Consider the following 19,837-nt stretch of genomic DNA (forward strand, 5'->3'; position numbering starts at 1 on the left):
AGGACACGATGTCCCGCCCTGCTTGATCCTGTCGCGTTGCTGCTATACCGACAACAAAACCGAACCAGAAACAGGTTGTTTTAATGTCCCGACCCACGACCCCATTGCTTGACAAGGCGCCGATCCCGGAAGCCCTGCGCGCATTGCCGGAATCTGATCTGCCGCAGCTCGCGCAGGAATTGCGTGCAGAGCTGATCGACGTGGTTTCAACCACCGGCGGGCATCTGGGAGCGGGACTGGGAGTGGTGGAGCTGACAGTGGCATTGCACCATGTCTTCGACACACCGCACGACCGTATCATCTGGGACGTTGGTCATCAGGCTTATCCGCACAAGATTTTGACCGGGCGCCGCGACCGTATCCGCACATTGCGCCAGACCGGCGGTCTTTCGGGTTTCACCAAGCGTACTGAAAGTGAATATGATCCTTTCGGTGCTGCACATTCATCGACATCGATTTCCGCTGGCCTCGGCATGGCGGTCGCATCCGATCTTTCGGGCGAAAAGCGCAATGTTATTGCCGTCATTGGCGATGGCTCCATGTCGGCAGGCATGGCCTATGAGGCTATGAATAATGCTGGTGCGCTCGACGCGCGCCTCATTGTCATCCTCAACGATAATGATATGTCGATTGCGCCGCCGACCGGTGCGATGAGCGCCTATCTGGCGCGTCTTGTCTCCGGCAAGACCTATCGCAGCGTTCGCGAGGCCGCCAAGCAGGTCGCCAAGAAACTGCCGAAGTTTTTGCAGGACAAGGCCCGCAAATCAGAAGAATATGCGCGTGCCTTCTTTACAGGCGGCACCCTGTTCGAGGAACTTGGTTTTTACTATGTCGGTCCTATCGACGGCCATAATCTGGATCATCTGCTGCCGATCCTGAAAAACGTACGCGATACGCAGGAAGGCCCGGTGCTCATTCATGTGGTGACACAGAAGGGCAAGGGCTATGCGCCTGCAGAAGCTGCCGCCGACAAATATCACGGCGTCAACAAGTTCGACGTCATCACCGGCAAGCAGTCGAAGCCGCCTGCAAATGCACCGAGCTACACCAAGATTTTCGGCACCAGCCTGATCGAAGAAGCCCGTCACGACGACAGAATAGTGGCAATCACCGCCGCCATGCCATCGGGCACCGGGCTTGATCTTTTTGGCGAAGTGTTTCCTCAGCGCACATTCGATGTCGGTATTGCCGAGCAACATGCGGTAACCTTCGCCGCCGGTCTGGCAAGCGAGGGCTATAAACCGTTCTGCGCGATCTATTCCACTTTCCTGCAGCGTGGCTACGATCAGGTCGTGCATGACGTGTCGATCCAGAATCTGCCTGTGCGTTTCCCAATCGACCGTGCCGGACTGGTTGGCGCCGATGGTCCAACCCATGCAGGCTCCTTCGATATTGGCTTTCTTGCAGCTCTTCCCGGTTTTGTAGTGATGGCTGCATCGGATGAAGCCGAACTGCGCCATATGGTGCGCACGGCTGCCGAATATGATGAAGGCCCGATCTCTTTCCGCTATCCGCGTGGCGACGGTGTCGGTGTTGACCTGCCAGAGCGTGGACAACTGCTCGAAATCGGCAAGGGCCGCATCGTGCGTGAGGGTACAAAGGTCGCGCTCCTGTCCTTCGGGACGCGTTTGCAGGAATGTCTTGCCGCCGCCGATGAGCTGGGTGCTGCCGGTCTTTCGACCACGGTTGCCGATGCGCGTTTTGCCAAGCCGCTCGATCAGGATCTGATCCGTCGTCTGGCACACGAACATGAAGTACTGGTGATGGTGGAAGAAGGGGCTGTTGGCGGGTTTGCTTCCCATGTACTGCAATTCCTTGCAACCGACGGCCTTCTTGATCGTGGCCTCAAGGTGCGGGCTTTGACATTGCCGGATAGCTATCAGGACCACGGCAAGCCGGACGCTATGTATGCTGAGGCCGGTCTTGACCGGGCAGGCATCGTGCATGCGGTGTTTGCAGCTCTTGGCCGCGAGGCGGTTGCAGCGCCATTCAGCGCCTGACCGATGAGCGGAGAAACGAGCGACAAGAACCTGCGGCTCGATCAACTGCTGGTGGAGCTTGGACTGTTTGCAACGCGTTCGCGGGCGCGTGATGCTATCCAGCGCGGCACGGTCAAGGTGGACGGCAAGCCCGTCACCAAGCCGGGCCAGACGGTTTTGCGCACCGCAAAGATCGCCGTGGATGATCCGGCGAGTGCTTATGTTTCTCGCGCTGCCTTGAAGCTTATCGCGGCGCTTGACCATTTCGAGCTTGATGTGAAGGGGCGCACCGCGCTCGACATAGGCGCATCGACAGGCGGTTTCACGCAAGTTTTGCTGGAGCGCGGCGCAAGTCATGTTCTTGCCATCGATGTCGGCCACGACCAGTTGCACGAGACCCTGCGCGCCGATCCACGCGTCACCAACAAGGAAGGGCTCAACGCTCGTGCGCTGGAACTTTCCCATCTCGAAGGACGCGAAATCGATTGCGTGGTTTCGGACGTGAGTTTTATTTCGCTGAAACTCGCCTTGCCTCCGGCATTGGCCTTTGCGCAAAAAGGTGCTATCTGCGCGCTTCTCGTAAAGCCGCAATTTGAAGCGGGCCGCGAGGCTATCGGCAAGGGCGGCATTTTGCGCGATCCGAAAGATGGCGAACGCATAGCTGAAGAACTGAAATCATGGCTTGAGACGCTGCCCGGCTGGCGCGCGCTCGGCCTCTGCCCGTCGCCCATCGAAGGCGGCGATGGCAATCGTGAATATCTCCTGGCAGGAAAGAAGGACCAATGACGACGCAATTAACAATCCGCTCGATTGGTGCGGGCGGCGATGGCGTCGCCAACCTTCCTGATGGCCAGATTTATGTGCCTTTCACACTGCCGGGCGAAGTGGCCAATGTTGCGCGCGACAAGAACCGCGCGACGGTTATGGCGCTTCTCGAAACATCGCCTGAGCGGCAGGCGCCTGCCTGCCAGCATTTCGAGGATTGCGGCGGCTGCGCGCTGCAGCATTGGCAGGATGAACCCTATCGCCTGTGGAAGCGAGAACTGGTTGTCTCCGCGCTGAAGGGCAGGGGGATCGACACGGAGGTTGCGCCTCTGGTGGCTTGCCAGCCGCGCACACGCCGCCGTGTTGTTTTTGCGGCGCGCAAGACGGAGAAGGGCGTGTTGCTCGGCTTCAACCGTCACCTCAGCCATGAAATCATCGATATTGTCGAATGTGCGGTCACGGTGCCGGAAATCATTGCGCGGCTTGATGATCTGCGTGAAGTCGGGGCCTTGATTGCACCCGGTTCCAAACCGTTCAAGCTGGCAGCGACGCAGACGGAATCCGGCCTCGATCTTGCGGCAAGCGGTTGCGGTAAGCTGAGCGATGAGCAACGGCGCGCGCTGACCGCGCTTGTCATGAAAAAGGGCTTTGCGCGCCTTTCGCATGAAGGCGAGATCATTGTCAAGCCGAAGAAGCCGCTCATCCATTTCGGCAAGGTGCCGGTTCCGGTTCCGCCGGGTTGCTTCTTGCAGGCAACGGCCTATGCCGAGGAAGCAATGGTGCAGCTTGTTCTGGACCATGTCGGTAAGGCCAAGCGTGTGGCAGATCTCTTCTGCGGTGTCGGCACATTTGCGCTGCGGATTGCAGAAAAAAGCGCTGTTCATGCCGTTGAAAACGACGCGCTGGCCCTTGCGGCTCTCGACCGTGGCGTGCGCCATGTGCAGGGATTGAAGCCCGTTTCGGTCGAACGTCGCGACCTGTTCCGCCGTCCGCTGATGCCGAAGGAGTTGCTGCCTTATAACGCCGTGGTTTTCGATCCGCCGCGCGCAGGTGCGGAAGAACAGGCGCTTGAAATGGCAAAATCCAAAGTGGAGAAGGTTGTCGCGGTTTCATGCAATCCGGTGACGCTCGCCCGCGATCTGGCCATTCTGGTGAAGGGCGGCTATCGCGTTACACGTGTCACGCCGATTGACCAGTTCCTCTGGTCGCCACATGTTGAGGCCGTGGCGACACTGGTGAAGAAGTGAGCGTTTAAATCAACGCCCAATCCACCGCCGCTTCTGCATGTAGGCGCGTCGTATCGAATACTGGCACGGGGCTATCTTGCTGGCCGATGAGCAGCATGATTTCGGTGCAGCCGAGAATGATGGCTCTAGCCCCGCGCTCAACCAGACGACTGATGACGGCGCGGTATTTTTCGCGTGACGCATCGCGTACTTCGCCGACGACCAGTTCCTGATAGATGATGTCATGCACGGTTTTGCGGTCGGCATCGTCGGGCGTCAGAACCTCAAGCCCATGTTTGGCTACAAGGCGGCCTTTGTAGAAATCCTGCTCCATCGTGAAGGCGGTGCCTAGGAGCCCGACTTTGGACAAGCCTGCGGCCTTGATCTTCTCCGCCGTCGGGTCAGCAATATGCACAAGGGGGATCGATGTGGCGTTTTCAACGTCAGCGGCCATTTTATGCATGGTGTTGGTGCAGATCAGGATGAAATCCGCGCCGCCCTTTTCAAGGTTCTGCGCGGCCTCGATCATAAGTCTGGTCAGCTCCTCCCATTTGCCTTCATGCTGAAGCTGCTCGATTTCACCAAAATCCATCGACCACATCAGGCTCTTGGCGGAGTGCGTGCCGCCGAGCCGTGCGCGGATTTCCTGATTGATGATGCGATAATATTCCTGCGAGCTTTCCCAGCTCATCCCGCCTATAAGCCCGATCGTCTTCATCAACCCCTCCCGGATAAAATTAAGGGCGGATCACTCCGCCCTTGTTACTCGGTTTTGTGTTTTGGGCGAAAGCCGCAATCACATCTTTTCGATGATCTTCTGGTCGCCTTCATGCGCCTTGCCGTTGGCAGCGATAATGGCGGGAACGATGTCCTCCGCCTTGTTGATGACCAGCGGCTTTACCTGATGTGCGGTGTGCAGGAAGCCTTCGGTCGTCATGTGCTCAAGAAGCGAAAGCATTGGCTGCCAGAAATTGTTGATGTTAGCGAACACCATCGGCTTGCGATGCTTGCCGAGCTGCGCCCAGGTCATCATTTCCACGATTTCCTCAACCGTGCCGATGCCGCCGGGAAGGGTGACGAACGCATCGGACTTTTGGAACATGAGGTGTTTGCGCTCATGCATGTCACCCACGACGATAAGTTCGGTGAGCTGTTCGGCCTTTTCAAGGCTCGCTTCCTTGTCGAGCAGGAAGGTCGGAATGATGCCGGTGACTTCGCCGCCGGCCTCCATCACGCCTTGCGCAACCGCGCCCATGATGCCGCGCGTGCCGCCGCCATAAACAAGGCGCAGACCATGTTCGGCGATGGACCGGCCGAGCGTGACGCCCGCTTCGCGATAGATGGGATTCAGGCCCGTAGACGAGCCGCAATAAACACAGATGGATCGAATCTCAGACATGATTTTCTTGTGCGCTTTTGACCTTTCAGCGTCAAGCGTCTGCGATTTCATTTTGCAGTGAAGATTGCCGTCAGTGAGCCGTTTACGTCAGGTTCCGGGTGGACATTCACAGTGATTGTTATATCTCAATCCGTATGTACTCCAGATTGAGAAGTGGATTGGATATGAAGAACTGGGTTGTGTTTCTCGGGCTCACCTTTGCCGCATCATCCGCATCGGCTGGCGAGATCAACATCAAACTGCCGGACGATACCGAAGTAACGACCAACTCCGTTCTGTATAAATGTGGCGAGAAGAATGTCTCGGTAACCTACTACAATGCTGGTGATATTTCGCTTGCTGAACTGGAGCTTGAAGACGAGACTATTGTCGCTTCCAACGTCATTTCAGGGTCTGGAGCCAAATATGCCGGTGGCGTCTATATCTGGTGGACCAAGGGCGAAACGGCCGATCTCTATAACCTTATGGACGATCCGGACCAATCAAAGCCGACAAACTGTGTAGAACAGTAACCTAGCTAATAAAAAGCCTCGTACCTTTTGCTGTTTCGGTGCAGATTCCTTGTAGGGGGAAGCCAAAAGCTATAAACCCGCTATTATAGTCTCTGGCGTGGATTTCGAAACGAAATGCAAAAGAACAGTTTAGGATTGCTCGGTATCGGGCTCGTCGCAATCGTCGCCGGGCTCGGCCTCTATTGGAATGCAACACGATCCCGCGTTGAAGCCCCGCAACCTAATGCCACTGCACCAGCTTCGAGCAATGCGCCAGCGCAGCCAGAAGCAACGCCATCCGAGACGAAGACGCCAGACGCCGCCAAGCCTGCGGGCGATGTTGCGGCAAACGATGCGAAGCCGCAAGGCGTGCAATCCGAAGAGCCAGCCAAGCAGGCTGATGCCGCTCCCGCAGAGCAGGCCAGCAAAACGCCGGTTTTCGACCTCCTTCGTGTCGAGCCTGACGGTTCGGTCGTGATCGCAGGCAAGTCCCTTCCCAACGCTGATGTCGAGGTTGTCGCAGGTGCCACCGTTGTGGGCAAAGCCAAGGCCGGAGCCAGTGGGGATTTTGCCATTGTTCTGGATAATCCTTTGAAGGCAGGTGATCATCAGCTGGTCTTGCGTTCAACTGGTGCTGACAACAATGTCGCTACTTCCGCGCAGACCGCCATCGTGTCGGTGCCTGAAACCAAATCGGGGCAGGTGCTGGCGCTGGTTGAGGAGCCGGGGCAGGCGAGCCGCCTGATTACCAAGCCAGAAACGGCAGAGAAGCCACAGGACAATGCGGAAGCTAACCCTGCAGCTGCGACCAAGGCAGACAAGCCGGAAGCCAAACCTGCACAGGATTTGCCGATTGCAATCGAGGCTGTGGAGATTGAAGGTCAGGCTGTTTTCGTGGCGGGTAAAGCCAAGGGCGGCAATCGCGTGATCGTCCACGCCAATGATACATTGCTTGGCGCAAGCCTCATTTCGCCTGATGGCCGTTTCCTCGTGCAGAGCAAACAACCGCTCAGCGTTGGTGATTACATCATTCGCGCCGACCTGCTCGACAATGCCAATCAGGTTCTGGCCACAGCCCGCGTCCCGTTCCGTCGCGAAGCTGGCGAGAATATCTCGGCTGTTGCTTCCGACACGGACGGTCAGACGGCGGCTGCATCGGAAGCGATTGGTGATAAGGCCGCTTCGTCGGCAACTCCACTGCAGAAAGTCGATGGCTCCGTCATCATTCGGCGTGGGGATAATCTCTGGACGATTTCCAAGCGCGCCTATGGCAAGGGTACGCGATATACGACGATCTATCTCGCCAACCGCGACCAGATCCGCAATCCAGATCTCATCTGGCCGGGTCAGGTATTCAACATGCCAAAGGAACCCTTGGGCGATGGCGAAGCCAAGCGCCAGTTGGAAGATCGCGCTAACTGACGGAGAGTTCATGGAACTGAAGCGCGGCTCCCAACGCAGGGAGGTGCGCTTCAGCAATAAACGTCAGTCACGATAGTGTGTTTCCGCTTTGGCGGTCTTTTCTGGAATGAACGTCTCCAAATCTTGAACTTCTGAGCATAATCGTATATCGTCGATATACGATGAAGATAGTTCTGGACAAAAGCTCGACCGAAACTGTCGCCGATCTGGCGCAGCTCGGCATTGACGATGAAGCGGCAGCGCGCATTTGCGCCGCGCTGGGCCATCCTGTCCGCATTCGCATTATCCGCCAGTTGATGATGGAGGACGCCTGCTGCTGCAAGGATATTGTCGGCAAGCTCGACCTTGCGCAATCGACGGTTTCCCAACACCTCAAGGTCCTCGTGCAGGCTGGTCTTATCGACTATCGGCCTGAGCGCCAGTCCTCGCGTTACAGCGTCAACTGGCAGCAACTAAACGCTGTCCGCACGCATTTTGCTTCCTTCAAGAGCAGATGCTGCGGCTAGAGCATGTCTCCCGAAAGTGTGAACCGGTTTCGGGATAAAGACATGCTTGAAAACAAAGAGATAGAGCGCATCTCGAAAAGCTCGAAGTGGCTTTCGGAAGCGTTGCGTCAATACAAATAGATAGAGCGATGACGGAGTTTCATCTCGTACGAAATCGCTTGAGCCCACCGACTTGAAAGAACGCACCATGAGTTCCCCCAAAACGGTTTCCGCCGACTCCGGCGAAACGTTCAAGACACTGCGAAATCTCTGGCCCTATATGTGGCCGTCCGACAGGCCCGATCTGCGTATGCGCGTCGTCTGGGCCACGTTCTATCTGGTGATTTCCAAGATCGTGCTCATCCTCGTGCCCTATTTCTTCAAATGGGTGACGAATGCCTTGACCGGTCAATTGAACCCGCCGGATTATATCCCGCTGTTTCTGGTCGGCGCAGTGATGCTTGTGCTGGCTTATAACGGCGCCAAGATCGTACAGGCCGGCCTCAACCAGCTTCGCGATGCATTGTTTGCAAGCGTCGGGCAATATGCGGTGCGCCAGCTGGCCTACCGAACCTTCGTGCACATGCACCAGCTGTCGCTCAGGTTCCATCTAGAACGGCGTACGGGCGGGCTTTCGCGGGTTATCGAGCGCGGCACCAAGGGCATCGAAACGATTGTTCGTTTCACGATCCTCAACACCCTGCCCACCATTCTCGAATTTGCACTGACGGCGGTGATTTTCGCTTTCGCTTACGGCATTTCCTATCTGCTCGTGGTCGCTGCGACGGTCTGGCTCTATACCTGGTTTACGATCAAGGCGAGCGACTGGCGCATCAATATTCGCCGCGAAATGAACGACTCCGATACGGATGCCAACACCAAGGCAATCGACTCGCTGCTCAACTTCGAAACGGTCAAATATTTCGGCAACGAGAACATGGAAGCAAAGCGCTTCGATGCTTCGATGGCTCGCTATGAAAAGGCTGCAACCCAGACCTGGACGTCGCTTGGCTGGCTGAACTTCGGTCAGGCCGTTATCTTTGGTGTCGGCATGGCGGTGGTCATGGTCATGTCGGCGTTGGAAGTCCGGGCCGGAACGCAATCCATCGGCGATTTCGTTTTCATCAATGCCATGCTGATGCAGCTATCCATCCCGCTCAATTTCATCGGTTTCATCTATCGCGAAATCCGTCAGGGTTTGACCGATATCGAGCAGATGTTCGATCTCCTCGATGTGAAGCAGGAAGTCGTCGACAAGCCCAATGCACCAGCATTGAAAATCGATCACGGCGCAATCCGTTTCGATGATGTGCATTTTGCCTATGATGCGAACCGCCCGATCCTCAAGGGCATCAGTTTTGAAGTTCCGGCAGGAAAGACGGTAGCGATAGTCGGACCGTCGGGTGCGGGTAAATCCACGATCTCGCGACTGCTGTTTCGCTTCTATGATGTCCAGTCGGGATCGGTTTCCATCGACGGGCAGGACGTTCGCGACGTCACGCAGGAAAGCCTGCGCAAGGTCATCGGCATGGTGCCGCAGGACACTGTGCTGTTCAACGATACGATCGCTTACAACATTCGTTATGGCCGTCCTGATGCCACGACCGAAGAAGTGGAAAAGGCGGCTGAGCTGGCGCAGATTTCCGGCTTCATCAAGCATCTGCCGGAAGGCTATCAGGCCATGGTTGGCGAACGCGGCCTCAAGCTTTCGGGCGGTGAGAAACAGCGTGTCGCGATTGCCCGCACGATCCTGAAAGCGCCTCCAATCCTGATACTCGATGAGGCGACCTCCGCGCTCGATACCGCGACCGAGCAGGAAATCCAGTCTGCACTCGACATCGTTAGCCGTGGGCGTACCACGCTTGTCATCGCGCACCGTCTGTCGACCGTCATCAGTGCGGATGAGATCATCGTTCTGAAGGACGGTCTGATTGCCGAGCGCGGCACTCACCGCATGCTTCTCAAGCATAAGGGGCTTTACGCGTCCATGTGGGCTCGTCAGCGCGAGGCGGATGAGGCGGAAGAGCGTCTGCGTCAGGTTCGCGAAAGCGACGAATTGGGTATCGTCACACGTGGTGTTCCGGCGGCGGAATAGGCAGTTTATCGGCAGCTAGTTATATTAGGGCGCGATCACGTGCCCTAACAGCCGTGAATAATTTGCGAAATGGATTTCGATTCTGAACAGGATGAGGTAAATAACGGCCAAACTCAAAGGAAGAGCGATGAGCCTTACTGACACCATCCGCAATACTTTCGTGCCGATCCATCGGGAAGGCTATCCGTTTATCGCGGGCTTTTTCGTGGTTTCGCTAATTCTGGGCTGGCTTTGGGACCCGTTGTTCTGGATCGGCATGGTGCTGACCGTCTGGTGCATCTACTTCTATCGTGATCCGGAGCGCGTGACGCCGATGGACGACGATCTGGTCATCAGCCCCGCTGACGGCAAGGTTTCCTTCGTCGGTCCGGCTGTGCCACCAGCCGAGCTGGATCTTGGCGCTGAACCACGCATGCGCGTGTCGGTTTTCATGAATGTGTTCTCGGTTCACATCAACCGGTCTCCGGTGCGTGGCAAGATCGAGAAGGTCGTGCATCGTCCGGGCAAGTTCCTCAACGCGGAACTGGACAAGGCCAGCACGGAAAATGAACGCAACAGCGTCCTTATCGAAAGCCCGCATGGCAAGATCGGTGTTGTCCAGATTGCCGGTCTGGTCGCGCGGCGCATCGTTTGCTGGTCGAACGAGGATGATGATTTGTCCGTGGGCGAGCGGTTCGGCCTGATCCGTTTCGGATCGCGCGTCGATGTGTATCTTCCTGCCGATGCGACCGTTCGTGTTGCAGTTGGCCAGACGGCAGTCGCAGGCGAAACCGTGCTCGCCGATTATGGCAGCGTGCGCGGCGAGCCCGTGGTGCGGATCGGCTGAGCCGATGGAAACGCCTTTTCCGCCTTTTGAGCCCAATGGCCGCGTGGATTTATCGCGCGGCCCAAAGCTGTCGCAGATACCGCTGCGTATCGTCATTCCCAATGTCATAACAGTTCTCGCCATCTGTGCTGGTCTTACCGGCATCCGTCTGGCTTTCGAGAACCGCTTCGAGCTTGCCGTCGTGATGGTGCTCGTCGCAGCCTTTCTCGATGGCATTGATGGGCGCGTTGCTCGCATGATGAAGGGATCATCGAAGTTCGGCGCGCAGATGGATTCGCTCGCCGATATCGTCAATTTCGGTGTCGCGCCCGCTCTGGTGCTCTATGCCTTCATGCTCGATCAGGCGCGCTCGTTCGGCTGGATTGCTGCACTTCTTTATGCCATCGCCTGCTGCCTGCGGCTTGCGCGTTTCAATGTCATGCTCGAAGACCCGAACCGTCCGGCATGGCAGAGCAACTATTTCATCGGTGTGCCTGCACCGGCAGGCGCCATGCTTGTCCTGTTGCCGGTCTACCTCGGCTTTCTTGGTCTGACACCAACGCGGGCGCTCGCTTTCGGTGTGGCGATCTATACCGTCGCAATCGCGTTTCTGCTTGTAAGCCGCCTGCCGGTCTATAACGGTAAGTCCGCCGGAAGCCTTGTCCGGCGCGATATCGTCATGCCGCTCATCCTGTTCGTGGTGGTTTACGTCGCGTTCCTGATGAGCTTTACCTGGCAGACATTGAGCCTCACGGCGCTCGCCTATCTCGTGTTTCTTCCGTTCAGTCTGGCTGCCTGGAACAAGCGCGAAGCTGCTGACCGAAAAGCAGAGGAAGAAGCCGGAACCGAAGAGGATACACCGTCAGAGGAAAACTGATGGCAATGCCTGTTTGATGAAACCAACGCGCTCCTCGACCGATGATTTTGGCAGGAGCGCGATTTCATATCCAAGCCGTTTGTAGGTTTTATCCATCGCCTCGAATGTGCGTGCGGCTTCCTCGAAATCCTGCTTCCGCTCGGCATCCTGACCAAAGATTTCCGCCCATGGCGGAGCAAGAAACACTGTTCTGTTGTACTGAAACTGCCGTGCGGCTTCTTCCATATGCTGCGGAACGGGCAGGTTACACAACATCAGATAGCCGATTACGTCAGGAACACCGCGGTCGAAGAGGACCGTCCCACGCTGTTGTTCCGCCATCGTGTGCGAGCGCATTTCCCATGAAAGCATAAGCTCCGCAAAAAGCGCGCGATCACTCCAGGGCAGCGCATTTCCGCCGATGGCGACCTGATCCTGAATGATGGCACGTCCAGCCTCCACAGTGCGGGGAAAGCCCTGCCTTTCGAGTGCATCGATCAGTGTGCTTTTGCCTGATCCGGGCCCGCCGCTGATAATAATGAAACGCTGGTGATCTTTGATCATAAGTTCTCCAATAGCAAAGGGAACGCGCACCAAATTTGGCAGCACGTGACAAAGGGGTCTGAGAGGGGGAGAAATGCCCGCTGAAAAAAGAGCCAACAGATGGCCAGGCGGGAAACATTAATAAGTAAATACATAGAACCGGCCTTGCATATAGGCAAGGCCGGAGGACCGAAATCAGCTCGGCAGATGATAGTCGAGGAAGCGATCCTGTCGCACATCAAAAAGCTTGCCGCTGACTTCAAGGTTCGGATCGGCGAGCTTGACGATCTTTTCAGCGACCGACTGCGGCGTTGGCAGGGTTTCCGGATCTTCGCCCGGCATGGCTTGCGCGCGCATTGCCGTGCGGGTGGCGCCCGGATTGACCGAGTTGATCTTGAGCTTCATCTGCTTCGTTTCTTCTGCCCAGCTGCGCGCCATGACTTCGACAGCAGCTTTCGAGGCAGCATACGGCCCCCAGAACGCGCGGCAGGTATGCGCCACACCGGAAGAGAGCAGAATGGCACGTCCGGCATCGGAAGCGCGCAGAAGTGGATCAGTGGACCGAATGAGGCGCCAGACGCTGGTAACATTGACGTTCATGAGCTTCTCGAACGTCTTGGCCTCGACATGGCCAATCGGTGAGATCGTGCCGAGGACACCCGCATTGGCAACCATGATATCGAGCTTGCCCCAGCGCTCATGAATGGAACCGCCGAGGCGGTCGATCGCTTCCATATCGGTAATATCGAGAGGCACCAGCGTCGCATTGCCACCCAGTTTACGGATATCGTCGTCCAGCTCTTCAAGCCCGCCGACGGTGCGAGCGACTGCGATTACATGTGCGCCGCGTTTTGCCAGTTCAAGCGAAAGAAAATAGCCAATACCGCGCGATGCGCCTGTCACCAGTGCGATGCGGCCCGTAAGGTCGATGCTCATCTAGTCCCCATATGATGCAAAAACATGAAACAGGCGGCCTTTTGGGCCGCCTGCGTGAAGAATTGGGCGATCAGCCGTTGCTTGCGAGCAGCGACAGCGTGTGCACATTGCTCTCGCCTTCCTGATCGAGGAGGCGGGTCGGATATTCGCCCGTGAAATAGTGATCGGTGAAAGCCGGTGCTTTCGGATTACGTGGCTTCCCGCCAACGGCCTTGTAGAGCCCGTCGATGGAAAGAAATGCCAGAGAATCCGCGCCGATATAGCGGCACATGGATTCCAGGTCTTTGTGCTGGTTGGCCAGCAGCTTATCGGCATGGGGGGTGTCGATACCGTAGAAATCCGGATGGTAAATCATTGGACTTGCCACGCGGATATGCACTTCCTTTGCGCCCGCATCGCGGATCATCTGAACGATCTTGACCGATGTGGTGCCGCGCACAATGGAATCATCCACCAGCACCACGCGCTTGCCTTCGATCATGGCGCGATTGGCTGAATGCTTCAGCTTGACGCCCAGTGCACGAATTTGCTGCGTCGGCTCGATAAAGGTGCGGCCCACATAATGATTGCGGATGATGCCATATTCGAACGGAATGCCGCTTGCCTGCGCGAAGCCGAGAGCGGCAGGCGTGCCGCCATCAGGCACCGGCACGACAACATCAGCTTCGATACCGGCTTCCTTGGCAAGCTCCATGCCCATATTCTTGCGCGCGACATAGACGCTGCGACCGCCGACGACGGAGTCGGGGCGGGCGAAATAGACATACTCGAACAGGCAGAGCCGTTCCGGCTGTGGGTTTTCAGGCTTGATGGATTCGATGGTGATGGAGCCGTCTTTCTGGATCTCGCAGATGATCACTTCGCCATTTTCGACGTCGCGAACATACTTCGCGCCGATAATGTCGAGGGCACAGGTCTCTGAGCAGAAGATAGGCTTGCCGTCGAGCTCACCCATGACAAGCGGGCGGATGCCGATTACGTCACGCGCGGCAATCAGCTTGGTGCGGGTCAGCGCCAGCATGGCGTAACCGCCTTCGACCTGACGAATGGCATCGACGAAACGGTCGGACGAGGATGCATGGCGCGAACGGGCGATCATGTGCAGCACGACTTCGGTATCGGACGTCGCCTGGAAGATTGCGCCGGAAGCAATCAGTTGTTTGCGCAGCGTTATGCCGTTGGTGAAATTGCCGTTATGGGCAATGGCAATGCCGCCGACTTCCAGTTCCGCGAACAATGGCTGCACATTGCGCAGGATCGTCTCGCCGGTGGTGGAATAGCGCACATGACCGATGGCGCGGTCACCGGGCAGGCGGTTCAGCGTTGCTGCATCGGTGAAATGATCGCCGACGAGGCCCATATGGCGTTCGGAATGAAAACGGCGATTGTGATAGGAAACGATACCGGCGGCTTCCTGCCCGCGATGCTGGAGGGCATGCAGGCCCAATGCGGTCAGCGCGGCTGCGTCTTCATGGCCAAGTATGCCAAATACGCCGCACTCTTCATGCAGGGTGTCATCGTCCAGCATAAAGGAGGCATTTTCAGAAGAATGGCTGGTCATTGCCGCAAGGCCTTTCGATTGCAGAGGCAACTAAAGCATGTCGCGGAAAAGTGGAGACCGGTTTTCCGATAACGACATGCGTAAAGACTTCAAGCGCCTCTCTATCACAAGATAGCTTTTTGTTAAAAGCGAAGAGTTCACCGCTGCGTCGATATAGTCTCATGAACATTAGTATCGCACGATGCCGGCGAATAATCTCGCAAATTCCCGCCTGAAATATGATCGCGGAACCGAAATGACAATGTGTAAGCGTCATTTTGGCTATTTCACATCTGTCGGCTTTTGCCTCCAGAATTGAAAAAGCCGCCAGCAGGGCTGGCGGCTTCTCGATTTCTTGGAACAGCTTATTGCTGTGCAGGTGTATCGTCCGGAACAGGCGCTTCTTCCTGCTCGCCAGAGGCCGGAACATTATGCTGTGGCTTGAACTTGTCGATCATCTGGTCGGGATTAGCCGGCAGAAGGTCGATCAGCTGCTGGCCGAACGAATCGAGCATTGGCTTCGATTTCGCGTTCGTCACCCAGGCTGGCTGGTTCGTCGGGACGAGCCAGTTGAAGAACAGCATGGCAACGACAACGAGAAGCACACCGCGCACGCTGCCGAACAGGAAGCCGAGCGTGCGGTCAAGCGCGCCGATACGGCTGTCGATGATGAAATCGGCGATCTTCATGGTGATCAGCGAAACGACGATCAGCACGACGAGGAAGACGGCGCCAGCGGCGGCAATCTTCGCGATGGTTTCGTTGTTAATATAGGGCTGCACGAAAGGCAGAACCGGCTGGTAGAAAAGGTAGGCCGCAGCGGCCGCTGCCGCCCACGATACCAGCGACAGCACCTCGCGGGAAAAACCGCGCACCATCGCCAAAACGGCTGAAACCAGCGTTATCCCGAGTAGAATTCCATCAAGCATGGTTATCGGCATTCTGCCTGTCCTCAGTTGTTATGCGCAATCACTTTAATACGCAGGGCAGTCAAAGATGCTGGAGCTTATCACCGGAAGGTTGACAGATTCTTCCAGTCATAAAACTCCAGATTTATTGCTTCTTTCCGGAGCCTGAAGCCGCGATGCGCGCAACAAGGTCGGGCAGAGCCGAAGTTTCCATAAGCCGGAAGTTGCGATCTTTCCAAAGTTCGCCGCTGCCGCCGGGCACTTCTGCCTGCCGGAAACCGAGCTTCTCGGCTTCCTTGAGCCTCTGTACTGCATGCGTTACCGCACGAACAGCACCGGAAAGGCTGATTTCGCCGAAATAAACACAATCTGGCGGAAGGGCAATACCGGCCATGGATGAAACCAGTGCAGCAGCCACAGCTATATCGGCGGCAGGCTCGCTGATACGATAACCGCCCGCGACATTCAGGTAGACATCATGCTGGCCGAAACGAACGCCGCAATGCGATTCGAGCACGGCGAGGATCATGGCAAGTCGTCCGCCATCCCAGCCGACGACCGCACGACGCGGGGTGCCGAGCGAGGAGGGGGCGACAAGCGCCTGTATCTCCACCAGCACCGGGCGCGTGCCTTCCATGCCGGCAAAAACAGCTGCACCTGGAGCCTTGGCGTTACGCTCGCCGAGGAAAAGCTCGGACGGGTTGGAAACCTCACGCAGCCCACCATCGGACATCTCGAAGACACCGATCTCGTCGGTCGGGCCAAAACGGTTCTTCACCGTGCGCAGGATGCGATAGTGATGTCCGCCTTCACCTTCGAAATAGAGGACACCATCGACCATATGTTCGACCACACGAGGGCCTGCAATCTGGCCGTCTTTGGTAACATGTCCCACCAGTACGACTGCGGAACCAGTCTGCTTGGCATAGCGGATCATGGCTTGTGCCGACGAGCGCACCTGCGTGACCGTGCCGGGAGCAGAATCCGCCATATCGGTCCAGAGCGTCTGGATCGAATCTATGATGACGAGATCGGGTCGCTTGGTATCAGAAATGGTGGCAATGATGTCTTCGACATTGGTCTCTGCGGCGAGCTCAACCGCTGACGATGCCACGCCGAGACGCTGCGCGCGCAGACGTATCTGCGCGACGGCTTCTTCGCCCGAAACATAGACAATGCGATGGCCACGATTGGAAAGGGCGGCTGCAGCCTGCGTCAAAAGCGTGGATTTGCCGATGCCGGGATCACCGCCGATCAGAAGGGCTGAACCGCGCACGAATCCGCCGCCGGTAACCCGGTCAAGCTCGCTGATACCGGAAATGATCCGCGGCGCATCTTCAATGTCGCCAGACAGGGAGGTGAGGGCGACGGCGCGACCTTTGCGCTTGGACAACATGGCGCCGGGCCCAGACCCGATGCCGCTATTGGTGCCTTCCTCGACAAGCGTGTTCCACTCGCCGCAGGAATCGCACTTGCCCGCCCAGCGCGAATGAACCGCGCCGCAATTCTGGCAGATGAATTGAACGCGCGCCTTGGCCATCAGACGCGCTCCGTCTTGATCGTGATCTTCTTATTCATACTGTTCCGGGAGATAGGAACCTTCGGCCAGATCTGCAAATCGCGTGAATTCAGACTGGAAGGCGAGCTTGACGGTGCCGGTAGGCCCGTGACGCTGCTTGGCGATGATGACGTCAGCAGTGCCGCGCACTTTTTCAAAGTGCTGCTTCCATTCTTCATATTTCGGATCGAATTCGTCACGCGGTTCGAGGTTCTTGACGTAATATTCCTCGCGGAACACGAAAAGCACCACGTCGGCGTCCTGCTCGATAGAGCCCGATTCACGAAGATCGGAGAGCTGTGGTCGCTTGTCATCGCGGCTTTCCACCTGACGGGAGAGCTGTGAGAGCGCGATAATGGGAACGTTCAGTTCCTTGCCGAGCGCCTTGAGGCCGGTAGTGATTTCGGTGATTTCCTGCACGCGGTTCTGTGCCGAAGCTTTCGATGAACCGGTCATCAGCTGCACGTAGTCGATCACCAGAACGTCGAGACCGCGCTGGCGCTTCAGGCGGCGTGCACGTGCTGCAAGCTGCGCAATCGAGATACCACCGGTCTGGTCGATATAGAGCGGGATTTTCTGCATCACCTGCGAGCAGGCGACAAGCTTCTCGAAATCGGTTTCGGTGATGTCACCACGACGGATTTTTGAAGAGGAGACTTCCGTCTGCTCGGAAATGATACGGGTTGCAAGCTGTTCCGCCGACATTTCGAGCGAGAAGAAGCCGACGACGCCACCATTTATGGCTTTTACGCTACCATCGGCCTGCTGTTCGCCTTCGTAGGCGTTGGCGATGTTGAATGCGATGTTGGTGGCAAGCGAGGTCTTGCCCATACCCGGACGGCCTGCAAGGATGATCAAGTCGGAAGGCTGTAGACCGCCCATCTTGCCATCGAGCGTATGGATTCCGGTGGAAACACCCGAAAGATGGCCATCACGCATAAAGGCGGCGTTGGCCATGTCAACTGCTGTGGTCACTGCATCCTTGAAGGGCAGGAAACCGCCATCATAACGCCCTGTTTCGGCAAGCTCGAACAAGCGGCGTTCGGCGTCTTCAATCTGCTCCTGCGGTGCCATGTCGACAGGCGCATCATAGGCAACGTTCACCATGTCCTCGCCAATGCCAATCAGCGCGCGACGCGTCGCCAGATCGTAAATCGCGCGGCCGTAATCTTCGGCATTGATAATGGTGACGGCTTCGGTTGCGAGGCGAGTCACATATTGGAAGATCGTGAGATCACCCACCTTGCCTTCGGTAGGCAGGAAGGTCTTCATCGTTACGGGATTGGCCATCTTGCCGACGCGAATGAGGTCAGTCGTGATCTCATAGATGCGACGATGCAGCGGCTCGAAGAAATGGGTTGGCTTGAGGAAGTCCGATACCCGGTAAAAGGCATCGTTATTGATCAGGATCGCGCCCAGCAGCGCCTGTTCCGCTTCAATATTATGGGGTGCTTCCCGATAAAGCGCGTCTTTCTGATCCCGCGCATCGTCGAGTTTGCGTACCGCCGCTTCCGCCATGATTCTTAATCCTGTCCCTGATGCACCCAGCTAGCCCTCAAGCGATGCCAAACGCAACGCAGCTTCGGATGATTCCTGCTGGAAGAGAAAACCTATACCATGATTCACACTGATCCACAGTTCAGGCGTTGCCTTTATGCACTTCCTATTGACGGAGATTGCGGGGAGCAATCGGCAATATTAATCTTCTCCCAACCCAAAGCTCCCTGATCTGTGCGGGCATTCAAAGCAAAGCCCGGCTTACATTCACGAGGAATATTCATGCGACACCGCACCATTGCAGCCTGGCTTCTGACAGCATTGGCTCTCTTTTCTTCGTCAACGGCTTCGTTGGCAGCCTCGGAACCGATCAAGGTCAAAGTGTTTATCGCCGCCATGTTCGAGATCGGTCAGAACAGTGGCGACCGGGCCGGTGAGTTTCAACGGTGGTACGAGCATTACTGGAAGGATGCGAGGCCCATCGAAGTCAAAGGGGCGCTGAAACCCGTTTATTGCAACGTTGACGGTGTATGCGGCTCAGTTCTCGGCATGGGTAAGGTGAACTCCTCGGCCAGCATGCAGGCAATCATGCTCGACCCAGCCTTCGACTTCTCTAAAACTTATTACATCCTGTCCGGTGTGGCAGGCACGCCACCTTCACGCGGAACGATAGGTGATGTCAGCTGGGCGACGTGGCTCGTCGATTACGATTTGGGCCATCGCTGGGCACCGGAAGAAGGCAAGCCGGGCGAACCGGTCTTCATCCCACGAAAGGGATATGAAGAGTATCGTGTTTTCAAGCTTGATCCTGATTTGGTCGCAGCGGCAATGCGTTTGGGCTCCAATGCGGAGCTTCGCGATTCGCCGGAGGCCCAGGCGTATCGCATGCGTTATCCCGACAAGGCTGCGCAGGCGAAACCGGCATTGAAGACGGGCACGCATATGACCGGAGATACATTTTTCCATGGTCCCGGATTGTCGAAAGAGGCTCAGTATATAGCCAAGCTCTATGGTGCCGACGACTATCTCGCCACCGAGATGGAAGCCGCAGCGCTTGCGCTTGTTATCAAGCGGCAGCACGGTACAGACCGCATCCTCAGCCTGCGTGGTTCGGTAAACTTCGATCAGGGAAATCCGAAAGAAACCACGCTGCAGCATCTGGATCCAGCGCCGGGCGAAACGGCAGGGGGGTTTGCGGAAACGGTCGAAAACATCTACCTCGTCGGCGCTCCGGTCGTGAGCGACATCGTCACCCACTGGGACAAATGGGAAGCAGGCGTGCCAAAGCCGGAATAAGATCAGAGAAAGCGGGCTGCTCCAACGGAACGGCCC

Annotated in this window: 18 protein-coding genes; 10 read left to right on the forward strand and 8 right to left on the reverse strand. The window is 56.8% G+C overall.

Annotated elements, in window-relative coordinates; genetic code table 11:
• The first annotated feature begins 83 nt into the window (after positions 1-83).
• From dxs to KWJ32_RS08855, 3 genes are read left to right on the forward strand one after another with little or no spacing between them, the layout of a single operon-like run.
• Positions 84-2,000 (forward strand): 1-deoxy-D-xylulose-5-phosphate synthase, encoded by a 1,917-nt coding sequence (gene dxs / locus KWJ32_RS08845; protein WP_151609752.1) that lies wholly within the window; start codon positions 84-86, stop codon positions 1,998-2,000.
• A gap of 3 nt (positions 2,001-2,003) precedes the next feature.
• On the forward strand, positions 2,004-2,765 hold the full coding sequence (locus KWJ32_RS08850; RefSeq protein WP_125301861.1) for a TlyA family RNA methyltransferase: 762 nt from the start codon (positions 2,004-2,006) through the stop codon (positions 2,763-2,765).
• Positions 2,762-3,991 (forward strand): class I SAM-dependent RNA methyltransferase, encoded by a 1,230-nt coding sequence (locus tag KWJ32_RS08855; RefSeq protein WP_125301859.1) that lies wholly within the window; start codon positions 2,762-2,764, stop codon positions 3,989-3,991. Before KWJ32_RS08850 ends, KWJ32_RS08855 begins: the two co-directional genes overlap by 4 nt.
• 4 nt (positions 3,992-3,995) lie before the next feature.
• Here the strand turns inward: KWJ32_RS08855 and KWJ32_RS08860 are convergent, their stop codons facing one another.
• Positions 3,996-4,688, reverse strand: a complete 693-nt coding sequence (locus tag KWJ32_RS08860; protein WP_125301856.1) for an aspartate/glutamate racemase family protein — start codon at positions 4,686-4,688, stop codon at positions 3,996-3,998.
• 78 nt (positions 4,689-4,766) lie between these two features.
• On the reverse strand, positions 4,767-5,369 hold the full coding sequence (locus tag KWJ32_RS08865) for a TIGR00730 family Rossman fold protein (RefSeq protein WP_041545285.1): 603 nt from the start codon (positions 5,367-5,369) through the stop codon (positions 4,767-4,769).
• Positions 5,370-5,533: 164 nt separating this feature from the next.
• On the opposite strand from KWJ32_RS08865, the gene KWJ32_RS08870 reads away from it, so the two are divergent.
• From KWJ32_RS08870 to pssA, 6 genes are all read left to right on the forward strand, one after another.
• Positions 5,534-5,881, forward strand: coding sequence for an MliC family protein (locus tag KWJ32_RS08870; RefSeq protein ID WP_029925558.1), 348 nt, complete (start codon positions 5,534-5,536; stop codon positions 5,879-5,881).
• A 114-nt stretch (positions 5,882-5,995) separates the two neighbouring features.
• Complete coding sequence (locus KWJ32_RS08875) at positions 5,996-7,282, forward strand: Ig-like domain-containing protein (RefSeq protein WP_040129779.1); 1,287 nt, start codon at positions 5,996-5,998, stop codon at positions 7,280-7,282.
• 161 nt (positions 7,283-7,443) lie between these two features.
• Positions 7,444-7,788, forward strand: a complete 345-nt coding sequence (locus KWJ32_RS08880) for a metalloregulator ArsR/SmtB family transcription factor (protein WP_010658373.1) — start codon at positions 7,444-7,446, stop codon at positions 7,786-7,788.
• A 187-nt stretch (positions 7,789-7,975) separates the two neighbouring features.
• Positions 7,976-9,862 (forward strand): ABC transporter ATP-binding protein/permease, encoded by a 1,887-nt coding sequence (locus KWJ32_RS08885; RefSeq protein ID WP_029925553.1) that lies wholly within the window; start codon positions 7,976-7,978, stop codon positions 9,860-9,862.
• A 127-nt stretch (positions 9,863-9,989) separates the two neighbouring features.
• Complete coding sequence (locus KWJ32_RS08890) at positions 9,990-10,688, forward strand: phosphatidylserine decarboxylase (RefSeq protein WP_012090826.1); 699 nt, start codon at positions 9,990-9,992, stop codon at positions 10,686-10,688.
• Between the two features lie 4 nt (positions 10,689-10,692).
• Entirely contained in the window at positions 10,693-11,544 is an 852-nt protein-coding gene (gene pssA, locus KWJ32_RS08895; RefSeq protein ID WP_012090827.1) for a CDP-diacylglycerol--serine O-phosphatidyltransferase, read from the forward strand.
• Here the strand turns inward: pssA and KWJ32_RS08900 are convergent.
• From KWJ32_RS08900 to KWJ32_RS08925, 6 genes are all read right to left on the reverse strand, one after another.
• Complete coding sequence (locus tag KWJ32_RS08900) at positions 11,530-12,087, reverse strand: AAA family ATPase (RefSeq protein WP_012090828.1); 558 nt, start codon at positions 12,085-12,087, stop codon at positions 11,530-11,532. The genes pssA and KWJ32_RS08900 overlap by 15 nt on opposite strands.
• 174 nt (positions 12,088-12,261) lie before the next feature.
• Positions 12,262-13,002, reverse strand: a complete 741-nt coding sequence (locus KWJ32_RS08905) for an SDR family NAD(P)-dependent oxidoreductase (RefSeq protein ID WP_012090829.1) — start codon at positions 13,000-13,002, stop codon at positions 12,262-12,264.
• A 70-nt stretch (positions 13,003-13,072) separates the two neighbouring features.
• Positions 13,073-14,563: an amidophosphoribosyltransferase gene (gene purF, locus KWJ32_RS08910; protein WP_040130237.1), complete on the reverse strand. Its 1,491-nt coding sequence runs from the start codon at positions 14,561-14,563 to the stop codon at positions 13,073-13,075.
• Positions 14,564-14,907: 344 nt separating this feature from the next.
• Positions 14,908-15,483, reverse strand: a complete 576-nt coding sequence (locus KWJ32_RS08915; RefSeq protein ID WP_151609753.1) for a CvpA family protein — start codon at positions 15,481-15,483, stop codon at positions 14,908-14,910.
• A 112-nt stretch (positions 15,484-15,595) separates the two neighbouring features.
• The gene (gene radA, locus KWJ32_RS08920) at positions 15,596-16,990 is read right to left on the reverse strand and encodes a DNA repair protein RadA (protein ID WP_012090832.1); all 1,395 of its coding nucleotides are present in this window, start codon (positions 16,988-16,990) and stop codon (positions 15,596-15,598) included.
• Between the two features lie 30 nt (positions 16,991-17,020).
• A complete protein-coding gene (locus KWJ32_RS08925; RefSeq protein WP_012090833.1) occupies positions 17,021-18,526 on the reverse strand; it encodes a replicative DNA helicase in 1,506 nt (501 codons plus the stop codon).
• Positions 18,527-18,787: 261 nt separating this feature from the next.
• Here KWJ32_RS08925 and KWJ32_RS08930 point away from each other — a divergent pair, with 261 nt between their 5' ends.
• Positions 18,788-19,801: a purine nucleoside permease gene (locus tag KWJ32_RS08930; protein WP_012090834.1), complete on the forward strand. Its 1,014-nt coding sequence runs from the start codon at positions 18,788-18,790 to the stop codon at positions 19,799-19,801.
• Positions 19,802-19,837: the final 36 nt, after the last annotated feature.

The sequence above is a fragment of the Ochrobactrum sp. BTU2 genome, from assembly GCF_024539785.1.
In the GTDB taxonomy this organism is placed as follows: Bacteria; Pseudomonadota; Alphaproteobacteria; order Rhizobiales; family Rhizobiaceae; genus Brucella; species Brucella anthropi.

Excerpts from the sequence above, each read along its gene's own strand:
- dxs (WP_151609752.1), top strand. The coding sequence starts at position 84 with ATGTCCCGACCCACGACCCCATTGCTTGACAAGGCGCCGATCCCGGAA.
- KWJ32_RS08850 (WP_125301861.1), top strand. The coding sequence starts at position 2,004 with ATGAGCGGAGAAACGAGCGACAAGAACCTGCGGCTCGATCAACTGCTG.
- KWJ32_RS08855 (WP_125301859.1), top strand. The coding sequence starts at position 2,762 with ATGACGACGCAATTAACAATCCGCTCGATTGGTGCGGGCGGCGATGGC.
- KWJ32_RS08860 (WP_125301856.1), bottom strand. The coding sequence starts at position 4,688 with ATGAAGACGATCGGGCTTATAGGCGGGATGAGCTGGGAAAGCTCGCAG.
- KWJ32_RS08865 (WP_041545285.1), bottom strand. The coding sequence starts at position 5,369 with ATGTCTGAGATTCGATCCATCTGTGTTTATTGCGGCTCGTCTACGGGC.
- KWJ32_RS08870 (WP_029925558.1), top strand. The coding sequence starts at position 5,534 with ATGAAGAACTGGGTTGTGTTTCTCGGGCTCACCTTTGCCGCATCATCC.
- KWJ32_RS08875 (WP_040129779.1), top strand. The coding sequence starts at position 5,996 with ATGCAAAAGAACAGTTTAGGATTGCTCGGTATCGGGCTCGTCGCAATC.
- KWJ32_RS08880 (WP_010658373.1), top strand. The coding sequence starts at position 7,444 with ATGAAGATAGTTCTGGACAAAAGCTCGACCGAAACTGTCGCCGATCTG.
- KWJ32_RS08885 (WP_029925553.1), top strand. The coding sequence starts at position 7,976 with ATGAGTTCCCCCAAAACGGTTTCCGCCGACTCCGGCGAAACGTTCAAG.
- KWJ32_RS08890 (WP_012090826.1), top strand. The coding sequence starts at position 9,990 with ATGAGCCTTACTGACACCATCCGCAATACTTTCGTGCCGATCCATCGG.
- pssA (WP_012090827.1), top strand. The coding sequence starts at position 10,693 with ATGGAAACGCCTTTTCCGCCTTTTGAGCCCAATGGCCGCGTGGATTTA.
- KWJ32_RS08900 (WP_012090828.1), bottom strand. The coding sequence starts at position 12,087 with ATGATCAAAGATCACCAGCGTTTCATTATTATCAGCGGCGGGCCCGGA.
- KWJ32_RS08905 (WP_012090829.1), bottom strand. The coding sequence starts at position 13,002 with ATGAGCATCGACCTTACGGGCCGCATCGCACTGGTGACAGGCGCATCG.
- purF (WP_040130237.1), bottom strand. The coding sequence starts at position 14,563 with ATGACCAGCCATTCTTCTGAAAATGCCTCCTTTATGCTGGACGATGAC.
- KWJ32_RS08915 (WP_151609753.1), bottom strand. The coding sequence starts at position 15,483 with ATGCCGATAACCATGCTTGATGGAATTCTACTCGGGATAACGCTGGTT.
- radA (WP_012090832.1), bottom strand. The coding sequence starts at position 16,990 with ATGGCCAAGGCGCGCGTTCAATTCATCTGCCAGAATTGCGGCGCGGTT.
- KWJ32_RS08925 (WP_012090833.1), bottom strand. The coding sequence starts at position 18,526 with ATGGCGGAAGCGGCGGTACGCAAACTCGACGATGCGCGGGATCAGAAA.
- KWJ32_RS08930 (WP_012090834.1), top strand. The coding sequence starts at position 18,788 with ATGCGACACCGCACCATTGCAGCCTGGCTTCTGACAGCATTGGCTCTC.